The sequence below is a fragment of the Fulvimarina pelagi HTCC2506 genome, from assembly GCF_000153705.1.
Taxonomy (GTDB): domain Bacteria; phylum Pseudomonadota; class Alphaproteobacteria; order Rhizobiales; family Rhizobiaceae; genus Fulvimarina; species Fulvimarina pelagi.
This window is the reverse complement of the sequence record NZ_DS022272.1, coordinates 2,155,957-2,172,663: the sequence shown is the minus strand read 5'-3', so window position 1 is coordinate 2,172,663 and position 16,707 is coordinate 2,155,957. Positions and strand designations below refer to the sequence as shown.

Here is a 16,707-nt window from a genome sequence, read left to right as displayed (position 1 = left end):
AAATGACCCGCAAAGGTAAGCGCCTGCTCTCGATTGGCGGCATGTTTGCAGTGGTCGCGCTCGCCGCCGGCCTCGTGCTGACCGCGATGTCGGACTCCGTCGCCTACTTCAATTCGCCAACGGACATTATGGAGAATACGCCAGGACCCGGTCAGCGTATCCGCCTTGGAGGCATGGTCGAAACCGGCAGCGTCGTGCGCGATCAGGGCGAGACCGTCACCTTCCGCGTTACCGATACCGTCCAAAGTGTACCGGTGACCTATACCGGCATCCTGCCGAATCTCTTTCGCGAGGGCCAGGGCGTTGTCGCCGAAGGCACGCTCGGGCCGGACCGGCTCTTCCTCGCCGACACCGTGCTTGCCAAGCATGACGAGAACTACATGCCGAAGGAAGTCGTCGACGATCTGAAGGCCCGCGGCCTGTGGGATGACGAGAGTTCGCGTCCCATGGCCACCGAGGGAGCCGGAACATGATCGTCGAACTTGGACATTACGCGCTCATTCTGGCGCTTGCGGCCTCGCTGATCCAGTCCGTCATTCCCGCGCTCGGCGCCTATCGCGGCGACGCGCGGATGATGGAGGTGGGCCAGTCCTCCAGCCTCGGCGTCTTCCTGTTGCTCGCCTTCGCCTTCTCGGCGCTGACGGTCGCCTACGTGACTTCGGACTTCTCGGTCCTCAACGTCTACGAGAACTCACATTCGGCCAAGCCGATGCTCTACAAGATCACCGGTGTCTGGGGGAACCACGAGGGCTCGATGCTCCTTTGGGTGCTGATCCTCGCCTTCTTCGGCGCTCTTGTGGCGAGCTTCGGTCGCGACCTGCCGCCGAGCCTCAGGGCCAACGTCCTGTCCGTTCAGGCCTGGATCCTGACGGCGTTCCTCGCCTTCATCCTCTTCACCTCGAACCCGTTCGCCCGGCTCTTCCCGGCGCCGTTCGAGGGGCAGGACCTCAATCCGATCCTGCAGGATGTCGGCCTCGCGATCCATCCGCCGCTCCTCTATCTCGGCTATGTCGGCTTTTCGATCGCCTTTTCCTTCGCCGTCGCCGCCCTTATGGACGGCAAGATCGACGCCGCCTGGGCGCGTTGGGTGCGGCCCTGGACGCTGACGGCCTGGATCTTCCTGACCCTCGGCATCTCGATGGGCTCCTACTGGGCCTACTACGAGCTCGGTTGGGGCGGCTGGTGGTTCTGGGACCCGGTCGAGAATGCGAGCTTCATGCCGTGGCTATCGGGCACGGCGCTTCTCCATTCGGCCGTCGTCATGGAGAAGCGCTCGGCGCTAAAGGTCTGGACTATCCTTCTTGCGATCCTCACCTTCTCGCTCTCGCTGCTGGGCACCTTCCTGGTCCGCTCCGGCGTCCTCACCTCAGTCCACGCCTTCGCGACCGACCCGTCACGCGGCGTCTTCATCCTGATGATCCTCTGCATCTTCATCGGCGGATCGCTGGCGCTTTTCGCCTTCCGGGCTTCCACACTCGAAAGCGGGGGCCTGTTCCAGCCGGTTAGCCGGGAAGGGGCGCTCGTTCTCAACAATCTATTCCTGACCACGGCGGCGGCGACGGTGCTGATCGGCACGCTCTATCCGCTGCTGCTGGAGATGGTGACCGGCGAGAAGATCTCCGTGGGTGCTCCGTTCTTCAATCTCACCTTCGGGCCATTGATGGTGCCGCTGCTGCTCGCTGTGCCCTTCGGACCGCTGCTCGCCTGGAAGCGCGGCGATATCGCGGGCGCGACCCAACGGCTTTACTGGGCCGTCGGCGCCGCGCTGCTGACCGCGATCATCGCCATCGCCCTGACGCAGGGCACCGAAGTGCTGGCGTCGCTCGGTCTGGGTCTCGGCGTGTGGCTACTGATCGGCAGCCTGACCGATCTCGCCGAGCGGGCCAATTTCCGGAAAGCCGGTCTTTCGAAAGGGTTCGCCCGCCTGAAGGGGCTGCCGCGCTCAGCTTTCGGAACGACGCTCGCCCATTTCGGTCTCGGCGTCACGGTCATCGGCATCGTCTGCGTCTCGGCTTTCGAGACCGAAATCGTGACGTCGATGGAGCCCGGCGGAACGCGCGAAGCCGGCGGCTACGAAATCCGCTTCGACGGCATGAGTAAGCGACAAGGGCCGAATTTTTCCGAGGAGGTCGGCACGTTCACCGTGCTCGACGCCGGCCGGGCCCTCGGCACTATGGAGAGCGCCCGCCGCCTCTATACGGCGCGGCAGATGCCGACCACGGAAGCCGGCATCCGCACGAACTGGTTCTCCCAGCTCTACATCTCACTCGGGGACTCCGCGGCGAACGGCGGGGCGACCGTGGTTCGCATCTGGTACAAACCCTGGGTGACGCTCATCTGGATCGGCACGCTCTTCATGGCGTTCGGCGGCATGGTTTCGCTGGCCGACCGGCGGCTGCGCGTCGGCGCGCCAGCTGCGCGTAAGAGCCTGCACGCATCGGGAGCGAAGGCGTGAGGATGCAATCGAAACTGGTCGTAGCGATCGCTCTGGCAACCGCCCTCTTGATGAGTGCCCCCGGTGATGGTTTCGCTCCGTCGCCGGCCTATGCTGTCGAACCGGACGAAGTCCTCGACGATCCCGCGCTAGAAGCACGGGCACGGCAACTCTCCGCGGGCCTGCGCTGCATGGTCTGCCAGAACCAGTCGATCGACGATTCCAATGCCGGCCTTGCCAAGGACCTGCGCGTCCTCGTGCGCGAGCGCCTCGTTGCCGGCGATACGAACAAGGAGGTCATCGACTATCTCGTTTCGCGCTACGGCGAGTTCGTCCTGCTTCAGCCCCGTGTCTCGGCCGGCACAGTTGCCCTTTGGGTCACCCCGATCGTCGTGCTCTTCGCCGGTGCAGGTTACGCGTTCGTCGCGATGCGCCGGCGCCGCAAGGACCAGCCAAAGACGCCGACGCTGTCCGACGAGGAACAACGGGAACTGGCCAAAGTCCTGAAGAACGGGTGAGGGGCCGAAGGCTCCCCGCCCTCACATCGGGATCGGCCAGCGCTTGTAGACGGCGGCGATGTCATCCATCACGTCGTCGTTGAGGGTGATATCCGCTGCCCCCAATGCCGTGTCGAGCTGCTTCATCGTCGTCGCGCCGATGATGACCGAGGCCATGAACGGTCGCGTCAGACAGAAGGCGATGGCCATTTGCGCCGGATCGAGCCCGTGTTTCTTCGCGACGGCGACGTATTCGTCTGCGGCCTCGATCGCATAGCCCGTCGAAGTCAGCCGCCCGCCGAGCCCGGTGTTGATCGCGCCGCGCGAGCCCTCGGGGATGGAGCCGCCTGAATACTTCCCCGTCAACAGCCCCGCCGCCAGCGGCGTGTAGCACATGAGCCCGACATCCTCGTGGATCGAGGTCTCCGCCAGATCGAGATCGAAATAGCGGCACATCAGGCTGTATTCGTTCTGGATCGAGACCGGGCGGGGCAGATCGTGCGCCTCGGCAAGGGTGCAGAAGCGCGTCGTGCCCCAGGCCGTGTCGTTCGACAGGCCGAAATGCTTCAGCTTGCCGGCCTTTTGGAAATCGGCGAACGTCTGAAGAATTTCCACCATCTCGTCCTTGGCTTGGTCGCCGTCCTGATGGCTCGGGTCGAAGGTCCAGGACTTGCGGAAGTGGTAGGAGCCCCGGTTCGGCCAGTGCAGCTGGTAGAGATCAATCACATCGGTCTTCAGCCGCTTTAGGCTGCCCTCGACCGCCTCCGTCATCGTCTCGCGATTGATGCGCGCACCGTCGCGGACCTTCATATTGCCTTCGCCGGTGATCTTTGTCGCGAGGATCACCTTTTCCCGATTGCCCGGCTTGGAAAACCAACTGCCGAGATATTCTTCCGTCCGGCCGATCGTCTCCTTCGCCATCGGCGTTGTCGGATACATCTCGGCCGTATCGACGAAGTCGACGCCGCATTCGACGGCCCTGTCGAGCTGGGCATGGGCCTCCGCTTCCGTGTTTTGGCTGCCGAAGGTCATCGTGCCCAGGCAGATTTCGGACACGGAGAGGCCGGTGCGGCCGAGCGGGCGTTTCTTCATGGGGAGGATCCTTCCGGATAGGGAGGCGATGCGATGGCGCTTAGGCGCGCGTACGCAAGCTAGATACCCGGTTTGCGAGTTCAAGCGAGAGCAGAAGACCGAACGCAGCGTTGTAAGCAAGGCCGAGAACCAGTAGGGGAGCGGCAAGCCTGCACGAGCAATTCCTGGAGCCTGCCATGGCCGACACCACCGTCGAACGCAAGACCCGGGTGAAGCCGAAGGTCGAACGGCCGAAACTCTACAAGGTCCTGCTCCTCAACGACGACTACACGCCGCGCGAATTCGTCGTCATGGTGCTGCGCGCGGTCTTCCGCTTGAGCGACAGTCAGGCGGAGACTGTGATGATGACGGCGCATCAAAAGGGTTCTTGCGTCGTCTCCGTCTATCCGCGGGATGTCGCCGAGACGAAAGCGAGCGAGGCGACGGACCTTGCCAAGGAGCACGGCTATCCGTTGCTCTTCTCGACGGAGCCTGAGGAATAGGCTCAGTCGAGCGCCACGTAACGGCACGGATCGCCGACTTTCGCCGGCGGCGCATCGACCGGCCGCATGAGAAGCGCGTCGGCCCGCGCATATACGGAAAGCAGTGAGGAATCCTGCTTTCCGAGCGGCCTCAGCCTTGGCCGTGTTCCCTCAAAACCCTCGAAGACCGCTCGCACGAAATTGGCCCGCGCGCCGTTCTCCGGCATCGCCTCGGCAAAAACGCCGTCGTGATAGAGCGGGCGGTCGGGGAACCCCGCAAGCCGGCGGATGAGCGGGGCGAGAAAGAGCGTCGCCGCGACGAGCGAGGAAGCGGGATTGCCGGGCAGGCCGGCGATCCGGAGCGAACCCTTCCGTCCGGCCATGAACGGCTTGCCGGGCCGCATCGCCACCTTCCAGAAATCGAGATCGACATCCCGCGAGGCGAACACCTTGCCGACGAGATCGTGCTTGCCGACGGAGGCCCCGCCGATCGTCACGAAGACGTCGGCCCCCTCAGCGACCGCCTCGTCGAAGCGCGCCGCGATTTCCGCAACGTCGTCGCCAGCGATGCCGCATTGGATCGCCTCGCCGCCGGCTTCCTCGGCCAGTGCCGCGATGCCGAAGGTGTTCGAGGCGACGATCTGGTGTGGGCCGACGGTCTCGCCCGGCATCACGAGTTCGTCGCCGGTCGCGAGGATCGCGATCCTCGGCCGAGCACGCACCGTTAATGCGGGATGTCCGCCGCTTGCCGCCAAAGCGATGGCACCGGCGGAAAGCACCGTTCCGGCAGAAAGGAGCCGGTCGCCTTCAGAGAAGTCGACGCCCGCCCGCCGGATGTGATCGCCACGCGAGGGTGCCTCACTCACGCGGATGCGGTCGTCTCCCGCCGGCTCCGCATCTTCTTGAATGAGGACGCTGTCGGCGCCTTCGGGGAGCGGCGCGCCGGTGAAGATCCGCAGTGCTTCGCCGGTTGCGATCGATCCGGTCCAGCCATGGCCGGCGGCGGCCTCCCCGACGACCTGAAGCACCGCGCCACGGGCCGCGTCGTCGGCCCTTACGGCGTATCCGTCCATCGCCGAGGCGGCGAAGCCGGGTTGGGTCCGCCGAGCGAGAATGTCTTCGGCCAGAACGCGCCCCCGCGCGGCGCGCAAGGAAACCGTCTCCGTCCGCGCGATCGGTTCGGCGCCCGCGAGGACGCGGGCATGGGCGTCCTCGACCGGAAGCAGGCTCATGCGTCCCGAGCCCCGGCCTGGAAGTCGCCCGACTTGCCGCCGGATTTGGTGAGAAGCCGGATGCCGCCGATCTCCATTTCACGGTCCACCGCTTTCGCCATGTCGTAGACGGTGAGGCAGGCCACCGAAACGGCTGTGAGCGCTTCCATCTCGACGCCCGTCTTGCCGGAGACACGGGCGATGGCCGTCAGGCGCAAGCCGGGCAGCGCATTGTCCATCTCGATCTCAACGCCGATCTTGTTCAGAAGCAGCGGATGGCAGAGCGGGATCAGTTCGTGCGTCCGCTTGGCAGCCATGATGCCCGCTATCCGCGCGATCCCGACGACGTCGCCCTTCTTCGCCTGCCCGTCGCGGATCAGCGCTAGCGTCTCCGGCTTCATGCGCACGAAGCCTTCCGCCGTCGCGACACGCACGGTTTCGGACTTGTCACCGACGTCGACCATCGAGGCCGAGCCGGTCTCATCGAGATGGGTCAGCCGGTCCCCCGCCTTTCGGTTTGCGTCGCTCAATGGGGCATGTCCGGGCGCTGTCCGCCGAGAAGAACGCGAGTTGCCGCCTCGACATCCGCCTGACGCATAAGGCTTTCGCCGACGAGGAAGCTGCGAATGCCGCGATCGCTCAGCCTCAGGCAGTCGGCGTGGGTGAAGATACCGCTTTCGCCGACGATGGTCCGATCCTCGGGAACCATCGCCGCCAGTGTCTCGGCTGTTGCGAGAGAGGTCTCGAACGTGCGGAGATTGCGATTGTTGATCCCGATCAGCGGCGAGCGCAGCTTGAGCGCACGTTCTGTCTCGGCCTCGTCGTGCACTTCCACCAGCACGTCCATGCCGTAGGCGATCGCGGCGTCCTCAAGGGCAAGCGCGGTCGCGTCGTCGACCGCCGCCATGATGACGAGGATCGCATCGGCGCCCCAAGCCCGCGCTTCGGCAACCTGATAGGTGTCGTACATGAAGTCCTTGCGCAGCGCCGGGAGCTGGGTGGCGGCCCGCGCTGCCGTCAGGTAGTCCGGGCTTCCCATGAAGCTCGGCTCGTCGGTGAGGACCGAGAGACAGGCCGCCCCACCGCGCTCGTAGGCCTCGGCAATCGCAACCGGGTCGAAATCATCGCGGATCACGCCCTTGGATGGGCTCGCCTTCTTCACCTCGGCGATCAGCGCCAATCCGCCGCTCTCGGTCCGGTTGCGGATCGCTTCGACGAAGCCGCGCGGCGGTTCTGCTTGCGCGATCTCGCTTTCTAGATCGTCGAGACTCTTGCGCGATTTCGCGGCCGCGATCTCCTCGCGCTTGTAAGCTTCGATACGGTTCAGGATGTCGACGGCGGTCTCGGTGTCGCTCATGCCGCGTTCTTTCCGAGGCGCTGGGTGACGCTGACCAGCCGGTCGAGCGCGGCCTTCGCGCTGCCGCCGTCGATCGCGTCTTGCGCCATTCGCACACCTTCGCCGAGGTCGCTCGCCTTACCTGCGACGACCAGCGCGCCGCCGGAATTGAGGCACACGATATCGCGATAGGCACCGGCTTTGCCATCGAGGAGGGCCGAGAGGCGCAGCGCGTTGTCGGCCGCTTCCCCACCGCGGATGTCGGAGAGATGCGCGACCTTCAGCCCGACATCCTCGGGGTTGACGGAAAAGGTTTGGATTTCGCCGTTCTTCAGCTCCGCAACTTTCGTCTCCCCAGTCGTCGTCATCTCGTCGAGGCCGTCGCCATGGACCACCCAGGCCGCCTCGGTTCCCAGTTCCCTTAAGGTCTTAGCCATTGGCTCGATCCATTCGGGACCGAAGACACCGATAAGCAGGCGCGTGACTCCGGCTGGATTGGTCATGGGCCCGAGAATGTTGAACATCGTCCGCGTCCCAAGCTCCTTGCGGGACGGACCAACGTGGCGCATCGCGGCATGGTGGTTCGGTGCGAAGAGGAAAGCGAGGCCAGCTTCCTTGATGACTTTCGAGAGCTGATCCGGCTTGAGGTCGATGTCGACGCCGAGTGCCGTCAGCACATCCGCCGCGCCGGAACGGGACGAGAGCGCCCGGTTGCCGTGCTTGGCCACAGGCACCCCGCAGCCTGCAATGACGAAGGCCGAGGCTGTCGAGATGTTCACCGTGCCGGAATTGTCACCGCCCGTGCCGACGATGTCGACGGTGCCCTCCGGCGCCTCGACGCGCGTCATATTCGCCCGCATCGCCGAGACGGCGCCGGCGATCTCGTCGACGCTCTCGCCGCGCACGCGAAGCGCCATCAGCAGGCCGCCGATCTGCGCGGGCGTCGCCTCTCCGGACATCAGTATTGAGAACGCGGCTTCCGCTTCGGACCGCGTCAGTGCCTTCCCGCCGGCGACCTTGGCGAGATAGGGTTTGATCCGCTCGCTCATCGCATCAGGCTCTTGGCGTTCTCGATCCCGTTCGGATAGATCTGCAGCGGGTATTCGCCCTGAACCCGGGTCACGTAGCTCTGCACGAGATCGTTGGTGAGCCCGGTCTGGACCTGGCCGATCTGCGTTCGGTTCACGTTGTCGAGCGGCGCGGCCGGCGGAGCCACCTCGTCTATCTTGAGAACGACCTGCTCCAACTCGCCCCGCCCCTTCGCCGCGGCGACCGATCCCTGGCCGCTCGCGAAGGCCGCCTGACTCGCCTGTGCTCCGATCTCACCGGCGCCGCTCTGGCGCGTGATCCCGACCGCGCTCGCGACTTCGAGACCGTTTTCCTCGGCAATGTTTTCGAGAGATTTGCCGCCGCGCGCTTCCTCGGCGAGCGCCGCGGCCCGCTCTTCCACGAGCCGCAGGGTTTCGTCGCGGGTCCAGTCGTCAACCACCTGCTGACGCACTTCGTCGAGCGTGCGGTCGCGCGCCGGCTGGATGTCGGTCACGTCGAAGAACAGATAGCCGTTGTCCTCGGTCGTGATCGGAATGTTGTCGAAGCCGGGTTCGGTCTGAAACGCTTCCTCGAGAAGATCGCCGTTTCCGGAGATGCCCTCGATCGCCTCACCACTGGGATTGCGCCCCTGGCTGTCGACCGCCTCATAGGTCTCGACCTTCAGACCTGCCTCTTGCGTCGCCTCCTCGAATGTCGCGCCGCTGGCGCGGGCGTCCTCGTAGGTCTGATAGGCCGCGTTCAGGGTATCGCTCGCATTGTTGAGAGCAAGGTCGCGGCGGATATCGCCCGCGACCTCCTCGAGCGGTGTGACGCTCGCCTCCTGGATTTCCGAGACCCGGACGATCGTCGGTCCGAACCGGCCGTCGATCACATCCGAGGTCTGGCCGCTTTCGAGCGCGAAAGCTGCGTCTCTGATGCTCGGATCCGGGATGTCTTCGCGCGTGACGAGACCGATCGCCGTGTCCGCCGGATTTTTGCCGGCGGCCCGGGCGACGTTCTCGAAGGTCGCGCCGTTAGCGAGTTTCTCTGCGGCTTCGGTGGCGGCCGCTTCGTCGCCGAATACGATTTGGCTGACCTGGCGCCGCTCCGCCTCGCCATAACGGCTTTGATACTGCTCGTAATCGGCCGCTACCTGTTCGTCGGTGATCGCGCTTTCGTCGGCGATCGTTTCACGCGTCAGCCTTGCGACCGCAAGCCCGCGATATTCAGGCGCGGCGTAATCCTGCTTGTTCTCCTCGAAATAGGCCTGCAGCGCTTCGTCACTTGGCTCCGGCTCGCTTTCAAGCGCGCCCGGTCCGACGGAGATATAGCTGACATTCCGCCGCTCGCCGTTGAACAGTCCGAGCGCTTCCTCGTAAGCCTTCGGAAGTGTGATCCCATTGCTGACGGCGTCGACGATTTGAGTGCGCATCGCCGCGTCTTCCTGGAATTCAATATAGTCGGACTCGCGCAAACGGGCCTGGTTCAGGAGATTGCGGAACTGGGCGCGCGAGAAATTGCCGGAAGCGTCTTGGAAGCTCGGATCGTCGGCGATGAGCCGCGCCAAGCGCTCGTCGGAGATGCCGAGGCCGATATTCCGGGCCTGTTCCGTCAGTACAGCGCCCGACACCAGCTGCGATAGCACCGCCTGGTCGATCCCGAAGGTCGCCGCTTCTTCCGGCGTTAGCGGTCGGCCGAGCTGCCTTGCGATGCCGGAACTCGCCTGATTGTAGGTGAGAGCGTATTCGGCGAGCGGCACGTCGGTCTCACCGACGCTCAGGACTGCGTTCTGGTTGCCCGAGCGAAAGACGTCGCCAATCCCCCAGACGGCGAAACTGATCACCAAAAGACCGAGCAGGATCTTGGCGGTCCAGCCTGTCGTCGCTTTGCGCAGCGAATTGAGCATGTCACTCCCCTGAATATCCGGCCGCTATTCTTTCGGGCGGCGTACTTGCGTTCTTATTAGGAAACAAGGCGCGACCGGTGCAAGACGCCGCCTGCCGATTGATTTCGGACTTTCGAGGCGGTAGTTCCAAGGCCGAAACAAGTGCTTCAGCGTTCCCGGAAGGGCTCAATATGACGACGCCACTCATTGCCGGCAATTGGAAGATGAACGGCACGCTGCGATCCCTGACCGAATTGAAGGGGATTGCCGACGCCATCAAGGACGGTCGTACCGAAGGCACAGACGTCGTGGTCTGTCCGCCCGCGACGATGCTCTCGGCGAGCCGTGGCATCCTGCACAACGCGGCCAAGGTCGGCGGCCAGGACTGCCATGCCGAGGCGAGCGGCGCGCATACTGGCGATGTCGCTGCGGAAATGCTCAAGGATGTTGGTGCGACCTATGTGATCGTCGGACATTCCGAGCGCCGTGCCGACCATGGCGAGAGCGACGAAATGGTCCGCGCCAAGGTGGAAGCGGCCTGGCGGGCCAAGCTGACCGCAATCGTCTGCATCGGCGAGAGCCAGGAAGAACGTGACGAGGGTCGGACGCTCGATCGGCTCGGCGAGCAGTTGGCCGGATCGCTCCCCGATGGTGCCACGGCGGACAATCTTGTCGTGGCCTACGAGCCGATCTGGGCGATCGGTACCGGTCGCACAGCAACCTCGGACGACGTCGCGGAGGCGCACGGCTTTATTCGCAAGACCCTCTCCGAGCGCTTCGGTGGCGACACCGGTTCGGCCATTCGCATCCTCTACGGCGGGTCGGTGAAGCCCGACAACGCCTTCGACCTCTTGCATACTGAGAACGTCGATGGAGCGCTCGTAGGTGGGGCGAGCTTGAAGGCGGAAGATTTTATTGCGATATGCGAGGCCGCGGCGCGGCCCAATGGCCGCGATCCCTTCGAACCCGACTTCTCGGACCTTGAAATGGGCTTGGAATAGCAAGCCATTGTCTTTAGAAGGCGCGCAATCAACGTAAGATCGTCTCGCGCGTCCTGGATCATTCATGGAAACCATCCTTATCGTCATCCATCTGATGATCGTCATCGCGCTCGTCGTGGTGGTGCTTCTCCAGCGCTCCGAAGGCGGTGCCCTCGGCATCGGTGGCGGTGGCGGTGGTATGATGTCGGCGCGCGGCGCGGCAAACGCGCTGACCAAAACGACGGGCATCCTCGCAGCAGGCTTCTTCATCACCTCGCTCTCGCTCGGCATCCTTGCGCGCTATGGGTCGCAGCCGACAGACATTCTCGACCAGCTTCCATCGAACCAGGGTCAGTCCACGGATGGCGGCAGCCTTCTCGACCAGCTTGGCGGACTGCCGAGTGAAGACGAGGGCGCAAGCGGCGCCGCCACTGGAGATGCAGGCACAGCCGCGCCGGCTGACAATGCCGCTGGCGGGGAGGGCTCTGATGCCGCCGAGACCGGGGCGACCGACTCGCCATCGCTTATCCCCGATGCCTCTAGCGGCAATGCCTCTGAGACAGCAACGCCGGCTCCAGCTGCCCCCGAAACGCAGGCGCCGACAAACGAGTCGCCGGCGGCAGCGACCGGTGCAGACAACAGTCTGCTGCTAGACCAGCCTGAACAGTCAGGCGAGGGCGAGCCTGCGAGCGACAAGCCTGAAGGTGAGGCGTCAGACACCGAGGCTGGCGAGATCCCGGCCAATCCGGGCGAAACCGCGCCCAATGCTGCTGATCCAGCTTTCGTTCCGCCGGTCGAAGACCAGTCTGCCGTCGAACAGGTGCCTGAGGAACCGCTCTCGAACGAAGAGCCGCAGAACTGAAGTTCGACTTCCCAGCAATCGGCTGATCGACAAGCGTTCTGCTGTAGCCGTTAATATCGAGCGGGGTGCCCACGGTGCCCCGCTTTCTTTGTGAATAAGCGCATCGTCCAGTTTTTTGTCTGGCATCGTCAGGCGTCTCGCGATAACGGGAAGGCCCATGGCGCGATATATCTTCATCACCGGCGGCGTGGTCTCCTCACTCGGCAAGGGCATTGCTTCTGCAGCCCTCGGCGCACTTCTTCAGGCGCGCGGCTACCGCGTGCGCCTCAGAAAGCTCGACCCTTATCTCAATGTCGATCCGGGCACGATGAGCCCAACCCAGCACGGCGAGGTCTTCGTCACCGATGATGGGGCCGAGACCGATCTCGACCTCGGCCATTACGAGCGCTTTACCGGCCGGTCGGCGAACAGGGCCGACAACGTCACCACGGGGCGCATCTACCAGGACATCATCGCCAAGGAACGACGCGGCGATTACCTCGGCGGTACGGTACAGGTGATCCCGCACGTCACCGACGCGATCAAGGAGTTCGTGCTCGAGGGCAACGAAGACTACGATTTCGTCCTCTGCGAGATCGGCGGAACCGTCGGCGACATTGAGGCGATGCCGTTCATGGAGGCGATCCGCCAACTCGGCAACGATCTGCCGCGGGGTGGTGCGATCTATGTCCACCTCACCCTGATGCCGTTCATTCCGGCGGCCGGCGAACTGAAGACCAAGCCGACCCAACATTCCGTGCGCGAACTGCGCGCCATCGGCATCCAGCCGGACATCCTTCTCGTGCGCGCCGACCGTCCGATCCCGGCAGAAGAGCGCCGCAAGATGAGCCTCTTCTGCAATGTCCGTCCAACGGCGGTGATCCAGGCGCTTGACGTCGCGACGATCTATGACGTGCCGATCGCCTATCACAACGAAGGCCTCGACGGCGAAGTTCTCGCTGCCTTTGGCATCGATCCTGCCCCCAAGCCGCAGCTTCAGCTCTGGCATCAGGTCGTCGACAATATACGTAATCCTGAAGGCGAGGTGACGATCGCCATCGTCGGCAAGTACACCGACCTGAAGGACGCCTACAAATCGCTCATCGAGGCGCTTCAGCATGGCGGTATAGCCAACCGTGTGCGCGTCAAGCTCGATTGGCTTCCCTCCGAAGTTTTCGAGAAGGAGGATCCGGCTCCCTATCTCGAACGGGTCAACGGCATTCTCGTCCCCGGGGGCTTCGGCGAGCGCGGTTCTGAAGGCAAGATCCTGGCCGCTAAGTTCGCGCGTGAGCGCGATGTTCCCTATTTCGGCATCTGCTTCGGTATGCAGATGGCGGTCATCGAGGCGGCTCGTTCGCTGGCCGGCATTGCCAAGGCCTCGTCTACTGAGTTCGGCGAAACGGACGAACCCATTGTCGGTCTGATGACCGAATGGCTGAAGGGCAACGAGCTCGAACAGCGCGCGGCGGAGGGCGATCTCGGTGGAACCATGCGCCTTGGCGCCTACAAGGCGGAGCTAAGGCAAGGCTCGCGCATCGCCGAAATCTACGGCGACGTCGAGATCAGCGAACGCCATCGCCACCGCTACGAGGTCAACCGAGCCTACCGTGAACGCCTCGAAGACGCTGGAATGATCTTCGCCGGCATGTCGCCCGACGGGCTGCTACCGGAGACGATCGAACTGCCGGACCATCCTTGGTTCATCGGTGTGCAGTACCACCCGGAATTGAAGTCGCGGCCCTTTGAGCCACATCCTCTCTTCACGAGCTTCATCCAGGCGGCGGTCGAACGAAGCCGGCTGGTTTGATCTCGACGCCGGAGACCTGGAGGGGATTTCCATGCGCCAACTCGATCACGTCGTCATGCCGTTCGCAGCGCTCTCAGAAGCACGGGCGTTTTTCGAGAGCCTCGGCTTCACCGTCGCTGCGGATGCGCAGCATCCCTTCGGCACCGGCAACGCTTGTATCTATTTGGCGGATGGTCTCTTCATCGAGCCGCTCGCGCGTCTCGATGAGGAAGCCTGCGAGGCGGCGGATCGGGACGGCAATCTCTTCGTTCGCCGGGATGCAGCTTTCCGCGATAAGCACCCGGCCGCCTTTTCCGCCCTTGCCCTCAAATCCGAAGATGCGCTGGCGGACCGCGAAAGTCTCGCCGTCATCGGGCTTGCCGAAGAGGCGACCGTCGATTTCGAACGCACGCTAACTCTTTCTGACGCAAGCTCCGGTACGCTCGCCTTTCGCCTTGCTTTCGTGAAGGACTTCGGGCCGCGTGCGCCCAGCCTGTTCCTCTGCGAACAGCGCCATCAGCTGGCGATCGATCGCGCAAGTCTGATGCGCCATGCCAACGGCGCGAAGAGCATCGCTGGCTTCGAGTTCGCATCGACCGATATCGAAGCCGCAGAGGCGTATCTTTGCGCCGTCTTCGGCGGTGAGGGCGCGGAGACCGAGGACGGCACAATCCGCTTCGATCTGCCGAACAGCACTGTCACCCTCGTCGAGTTCGGTGGCGGAGACGCGCCTTCGTTTTCCCTCAGCGCGATGACAATCACGATATCGGACCTCAACGCGCTTCGCACACGGCTCGCCGGCCACGCCATCGACTTCGAGGACGAAGACGGGCATCTTGCCGTCGCCTGTCCGAACGGGGCGGGTCGCATCGTCTTTACCGGCTGAACGAGCTCATGCATCTCATCCACAACCAGGTCGCCGCCGCCACGGTGAACTTTGCCAACACCTCGCCTTTTGCGCTGATCGCTGGCCCCTGCCAGATGGAGAGTCGCGACCATGCCATGATGATTGCCGAGCGGATGAAGCGGATCACCGAGGATCTAGGGATCGGCTATGTCTTCAAGGCGAGCTTCGACAAGGCGAACCGCACGAGCCTCAAGGGCCGTCGCGGCATAGGCCTCTCCGATGCGCTTCCCGTCTTCGCGGAAATCCGCGACCAGCTCCGGCTGCCGGTGCTCACCGACATTCACACCGAAGAGCAGGCCGCGGAAGCCGGCAAGGTCTGCGACATCTTGCAGATACCGGCCTTTCTCTGCCGACAGACCGACCTGCTGATTGCTGCCGCGAAAACCGGCTGCGTCGTCAACATCAAGAAGGGCCAGTTCCTCGCGCCCTGGGACATGAAGAACGTCCTCGCCAAGGTGACCGAGAGCGGAAATCCGAACGTGCTCCTTACCGAGCGGGGCGTCTCCTTCGGCTACAATACCTTGGTCTCGGACTTCCGCGCGTTGCCGATCATGGCCGAGACCGGTGCGCCGGTCGTCTTCGACGCCACCCATTCGGTGCAGCAGCCGGGCGGCCAGGGCGGATCCTCTGGTGGCGAGCGGCGCTTTGTTGAAACTCTGGCGCGGGCCGCGGTTGCCGTCGGAGTCGCCGGACTTTTCATAGAGACACATGATGACCCGGACCACGCGCCTTCGGACGGCCCGAACATGGTGCCGCTCGACCGGATGCCGGACCTGCTGGGACGGCTCAAGGCACTGGATGATCTGGTTAAAGGGTTTTGATTTCCACCCAATCGGACCTTTGAATTTGCCGGTTCCGACTGTTCAGCCGCAACCGCCTGTCATAAAAGCCGACTAACGAAAGTCGCCACCACTCGGGAGGACGCATCCCCATGACTGCCATCATCGACATCATCGGCCGTGAAATCCTCGATAGCCGGGGCAACCCGACCGTCGAGGTGGACGTGGTTCTCGAAGACGGCTCCATGGGCCGCGCGGCCGTTCCGTCCGGCGCGTCGACCGGGGCTTACGAGGCGGTTGAGCTGCGCGATGCCGACGAGCGCTACATGGGCAAGGGTGTCCAGAAGGCGGTCTATGCGGTCAACAACGAGATCGCCGAGGAGATCGTAGGCATGGAGGCCGAGGACCAGCTGATGGTCGACGCCGCGCTCTCCGATCTCGACGGCACCGACAACAAGAGCCGGATCGGCGCGAATGCCATTCTCGGCGTCTCGCTCGCCATCGCCAAGGCCGCGGCCGAATCTGCCGGCCTGCCGCTTTATCGCTATGTCGGCGGTCCCTCGGCGCATGTTCTTCCCGTTCCAATGATGAACATCATCAATGGCGGGGCCCACGCGGACAATCCGATCGACTTCCAGGAATTTATGATCATGCCGGTCGGCGCGGAGCGTTTCTCTGACGCACTGCGAATGGGGGCCGAGACCTTTCACGTCCTGAAGAAAATGCTGAAGGACGCCGGCCACAACACCAATGTCGGTGACGAAGGCGGTTTCGCTCCGAGCCTCGGCTCGCCGAAGGAAGCGCTCGATTTCATCATGAAGGCGGTCGAGAAGGCCGGCTACAAGGCCGGTGATGACATGTTCATCGCGCTCGATTGTGCCGCGACCGAATTTTTCAAGGACGGCACCTACGATCTGGCCGGCGAAGGCCGCAAGCTCTCCTCGGACGACATGGGAGGCTACCTAAAGGAGCTCTCCGATGCCTATCCGATCATCTCGATCGAGGACGGCCTCGATGAGGACGACTGGGATGGATGGACGAAGCTCACCAAAACGATCGGATCAAAGGTGCAGCTCGTTGGCGACGATCTCTTCGTCACGAACTCCAGGCGTTTGAAGAAGGGCATCGAGATGGGCGCTGCCAACTCGATCCTCGTCAAGGTCAACCAGATCGGCTCGTTGTCCGAGACACTCGATGCAGTTTCCGTCGCCCATCGGGCCGGTTACACCGCCGTCATGTCGCACCGCTCGGGTGAGACGGAGGACTCCACCATCGCCGACCTCGCCGTCGCGACGAATTGCGGACAGATCAAGACCGGCTCGCTCGCCCGGTCCGATCGGGTCGCCAAGTACAATCAGCTCTTGCGCATCGAGGAAGAGCTCGGCAGCCAGGCGGACTATGCCGGCCGAAGCATCCTTCGCTTGGGCCGGTAGGAGCGACCATCAAGACAAATGAAGAATACGAGAGGC

16 protein-coding genes are annotated in these 16,707 nt (G+C 63.7%); 10 read left to right on the top strand and 6 right to left on the bottom strand.

Going from position 1 to position 16,707, the window contains the following annotated elements:
• Positions 1–2 precede the first annotated feature (2 nt).
• The 3 genes from ccmE to FP2506_RS10100 are packed head-to-tail and all read left to right on the top strand — an operon-like array spanning position 3 to position 2,952.
• Positions 3–473, top strand: coding sequence for a cytochrome c maturation protein CcmE (gene ccmE / locus FP2506_RS10110; RefSeq protein WP_007067372.1), 471 nt, complete (start codon positions 3–5; stop codon positions 471–473).
• On the top strand, positions 470–2,455 hold the full coding sequence (locus FP2506_RS10105) for a heme lyase CcmF/NrfE family subunit (protein ID WP_007067371.1): 1,986 nt from the start codon (positions 470–472) through the stop codon (positions 2,453–2,455). Before ccmE ends, FP2506_RS10105 begins: the two co-directional genes overlap by 4 nt.
• A 2-nt stretch (positions 2,456–2,457) precedes the next feature.
• A complete protein-coding gene (locus tag FP2506_RS10100) occupies positions 2,458–2,952 on the top strand; it encodes a cytochrome c-type biogenesis protein (RefSeq protein WP_007067370.1) in 495 nt (164 codons plus the stop codon).
• A gap of 21 nt (positions 2,953–2,973) precedes the next feature.
• Here the strand turns inward: FP2506_RS10100 and FP2506_RS10095 are convergent, their stop codons facing one another.
• Positions 2,974–4,023, bottom strand: coding sequence for an aldo/keto reductase (locus tag FP2506_RS10095; protein ID WP_007067369.1), 1,050 nt, complete (start codon positions 4,021–4,023; stop codon positions 2,974–2,976).
• 176 nt (positions 4,024–4,199) lie between these two features.
• On the opposite strand from FP2506_RS10095, the gene clpS reads away from it, so the two are divergent.
• The gene (clpS, locus tag FP2506_RS10090; protein WP_007067367.1) at positions 4,200–4,505 is read left to right on the top strand and encodes an ATP-dependent Clp protease adapter ClpS; all 306 of its coding nucleotides are present in this window, start codon (positions 4,200–4,202) and stop codon (positions 4,503–4,505) included.
• A 2-nt stretch (positions 4,506–4,507) separates the two neighbouring features.
• Here clpS and FP2506_RS10085 read toward each other — a convergent pair whose 3' ends face one another.
• Genes FP2506_RS10085 through FP2506_RS10065 form a run of 5 tightly spaced genes read right to left on the bottom strand, consistent with a single transcriptional unit; the run spans position 4,508 to position 9,966 of the window.
• Positions 4,508–5,716 carry a molybdopterin molybdotransferase MoeA gene (locus FP2506_RS10085; protein ID WP_007067366.1) on the bottom strand — a complete coding sequence of 403 codons (1,209 nt, stop codon included), beginning with the start codon at positions 5,714–5,716 and terminating at the stop codon, positions 4,508–4,510.
• Positions 5,713–6,225, bottom strand: a complete 513-nt coding sequence (gene moaC, locus FP2506_RS10080) for a cyclic pyranopterin monophosphate synthase MoaC (RefSeq protein WP_007067365.1) — start codon at positions 6,223–6,225, stop codon at positions 5,713–5,715. The genes FP2506_RS10085 and moaC overlap by 4 nt, the downstream gene beginning before the upstream one ends.
• Positions 6,222–7,052 carry an indole-3-glycerol phosphate synthase TrpC gene (gene trpC / locus FP2506_RS10075; protein WP_007067364.1) on the bottom strand — a complete coding sequence of 277 codons (831 nt, stop codon included), beginning with the start codon at positions 7,050–7,052 and terminating at the stop codon, positions 6,222–6,224. Before trpC ends, moaC begins: the two co-directional genes overlap by 4 nt.
• Positions 7,049–8,080 (bottom strand): anthranilate phosphoribosyltransferase, encoded by a 1,032-nt coding sequence (gene trpD / locus FP2506_RS10070; RefSeq protein ID WP_007067363.1) that lies wholly within the window; start codon positions 8,078–8,080, stop codon positions 7,049–7,051. Before trpD ends, trpC begins: the two co-directional genes overlap by 4 nt.
• Positions 8,077–9,966 carry a SurA N-terminal domain-containing protein gene (locus FP2506_RS10065; protein ID WP_007067362.1) on the bottom strand — a complete coding sequence of 630 codons (1,890 nt, stop codon included), beginning with the start codon at positions 9,964–9,966 and terminating at the stop codon, positions 8,077–8,079. The genes trpD and FP2506_RS10065 overlap by 4 nt, the downstream gene beginning before the upstream one ends.
• A 170-nt stretch (positions 9,967–10,136) precedes the next feature.
• Here FP2506_RS10065 and tpiA point away from each other — a divergent pair, with 170 nt between their 5' ends.
• From tpiA to eno, 6 genes are all read left to right on the top strand, one after another.
• A complete protein-coding gene (gene tpiA, locus FP2506_RS10060) occupies positions 10,137–10,946 on the top strand; it encodes a triose-phosphate isomerase (protein WP_007067361.1) in 810 nt (269 codons plus the stop codon).
• Between the two features lie 64 nt (positions 10,947–11,010).
• On the top strand, positions 11,011–11,787 hold the full coding sequence (gene secG / locus FP2506_RS10055) for a preprotein translocase subunit SecG (protein ID WP_007067360.1): 777 nt from the start codon (positions 11,011–11,013) through the stop codon (positions 11,785–11,787).
• A gap of 157 nt (positions 11,788–11,944) precedes the next feature.
• A complete protein-coding gene (locus tag FP2506_RS10050) occupies positions 11,945–13,573 on the top strand; it encodes a CTP synthase (RefSeq protein WP_007067359.1) in 1,629 nt (542 codons plus the stop codon).
• Between the two features lie 31 nt (positions 13,574–13,604).
• Positions 13,605–14,438 (top strand): VOC family protein, encoded by an 834-nt coding sequence (locus FP2506_RS17995; RefSeq protein WP_007067358.1) that lies wholly within the window; start codon positions 13,605–13,607, stop codon positions 14,436–14,438.
• 8 nt (positions 14,439–14,446) lie between these two features.
• Positions 14,447–15,280 carry a 3-deoxy-8-phosphooctulonate synthase gene (kdsA, locus tag FP2506_RS10040; protein WP_007067357.1) on the top strand — a complete coding sequence of 278 codons (834 nt, stop codon included), beginning with the start codon at positions 14,447–14,449 and terminating at the stop codon, positions 15,278–15,280.
• 110 nt (positions 15,281–15,390) lie between these two features.
• A complete protein-coding gene (eno, locus tag FP2506_RS10035; protein ID WP_007067356.1) occupies positions 15,391–16,671 on the top strand; it encodes a phosphopyruvate hydratase in 1,281 nt (426 codons plus the stop codon).
• Positions 16,672–16,707: the final 36 nt, after the last annotated feature.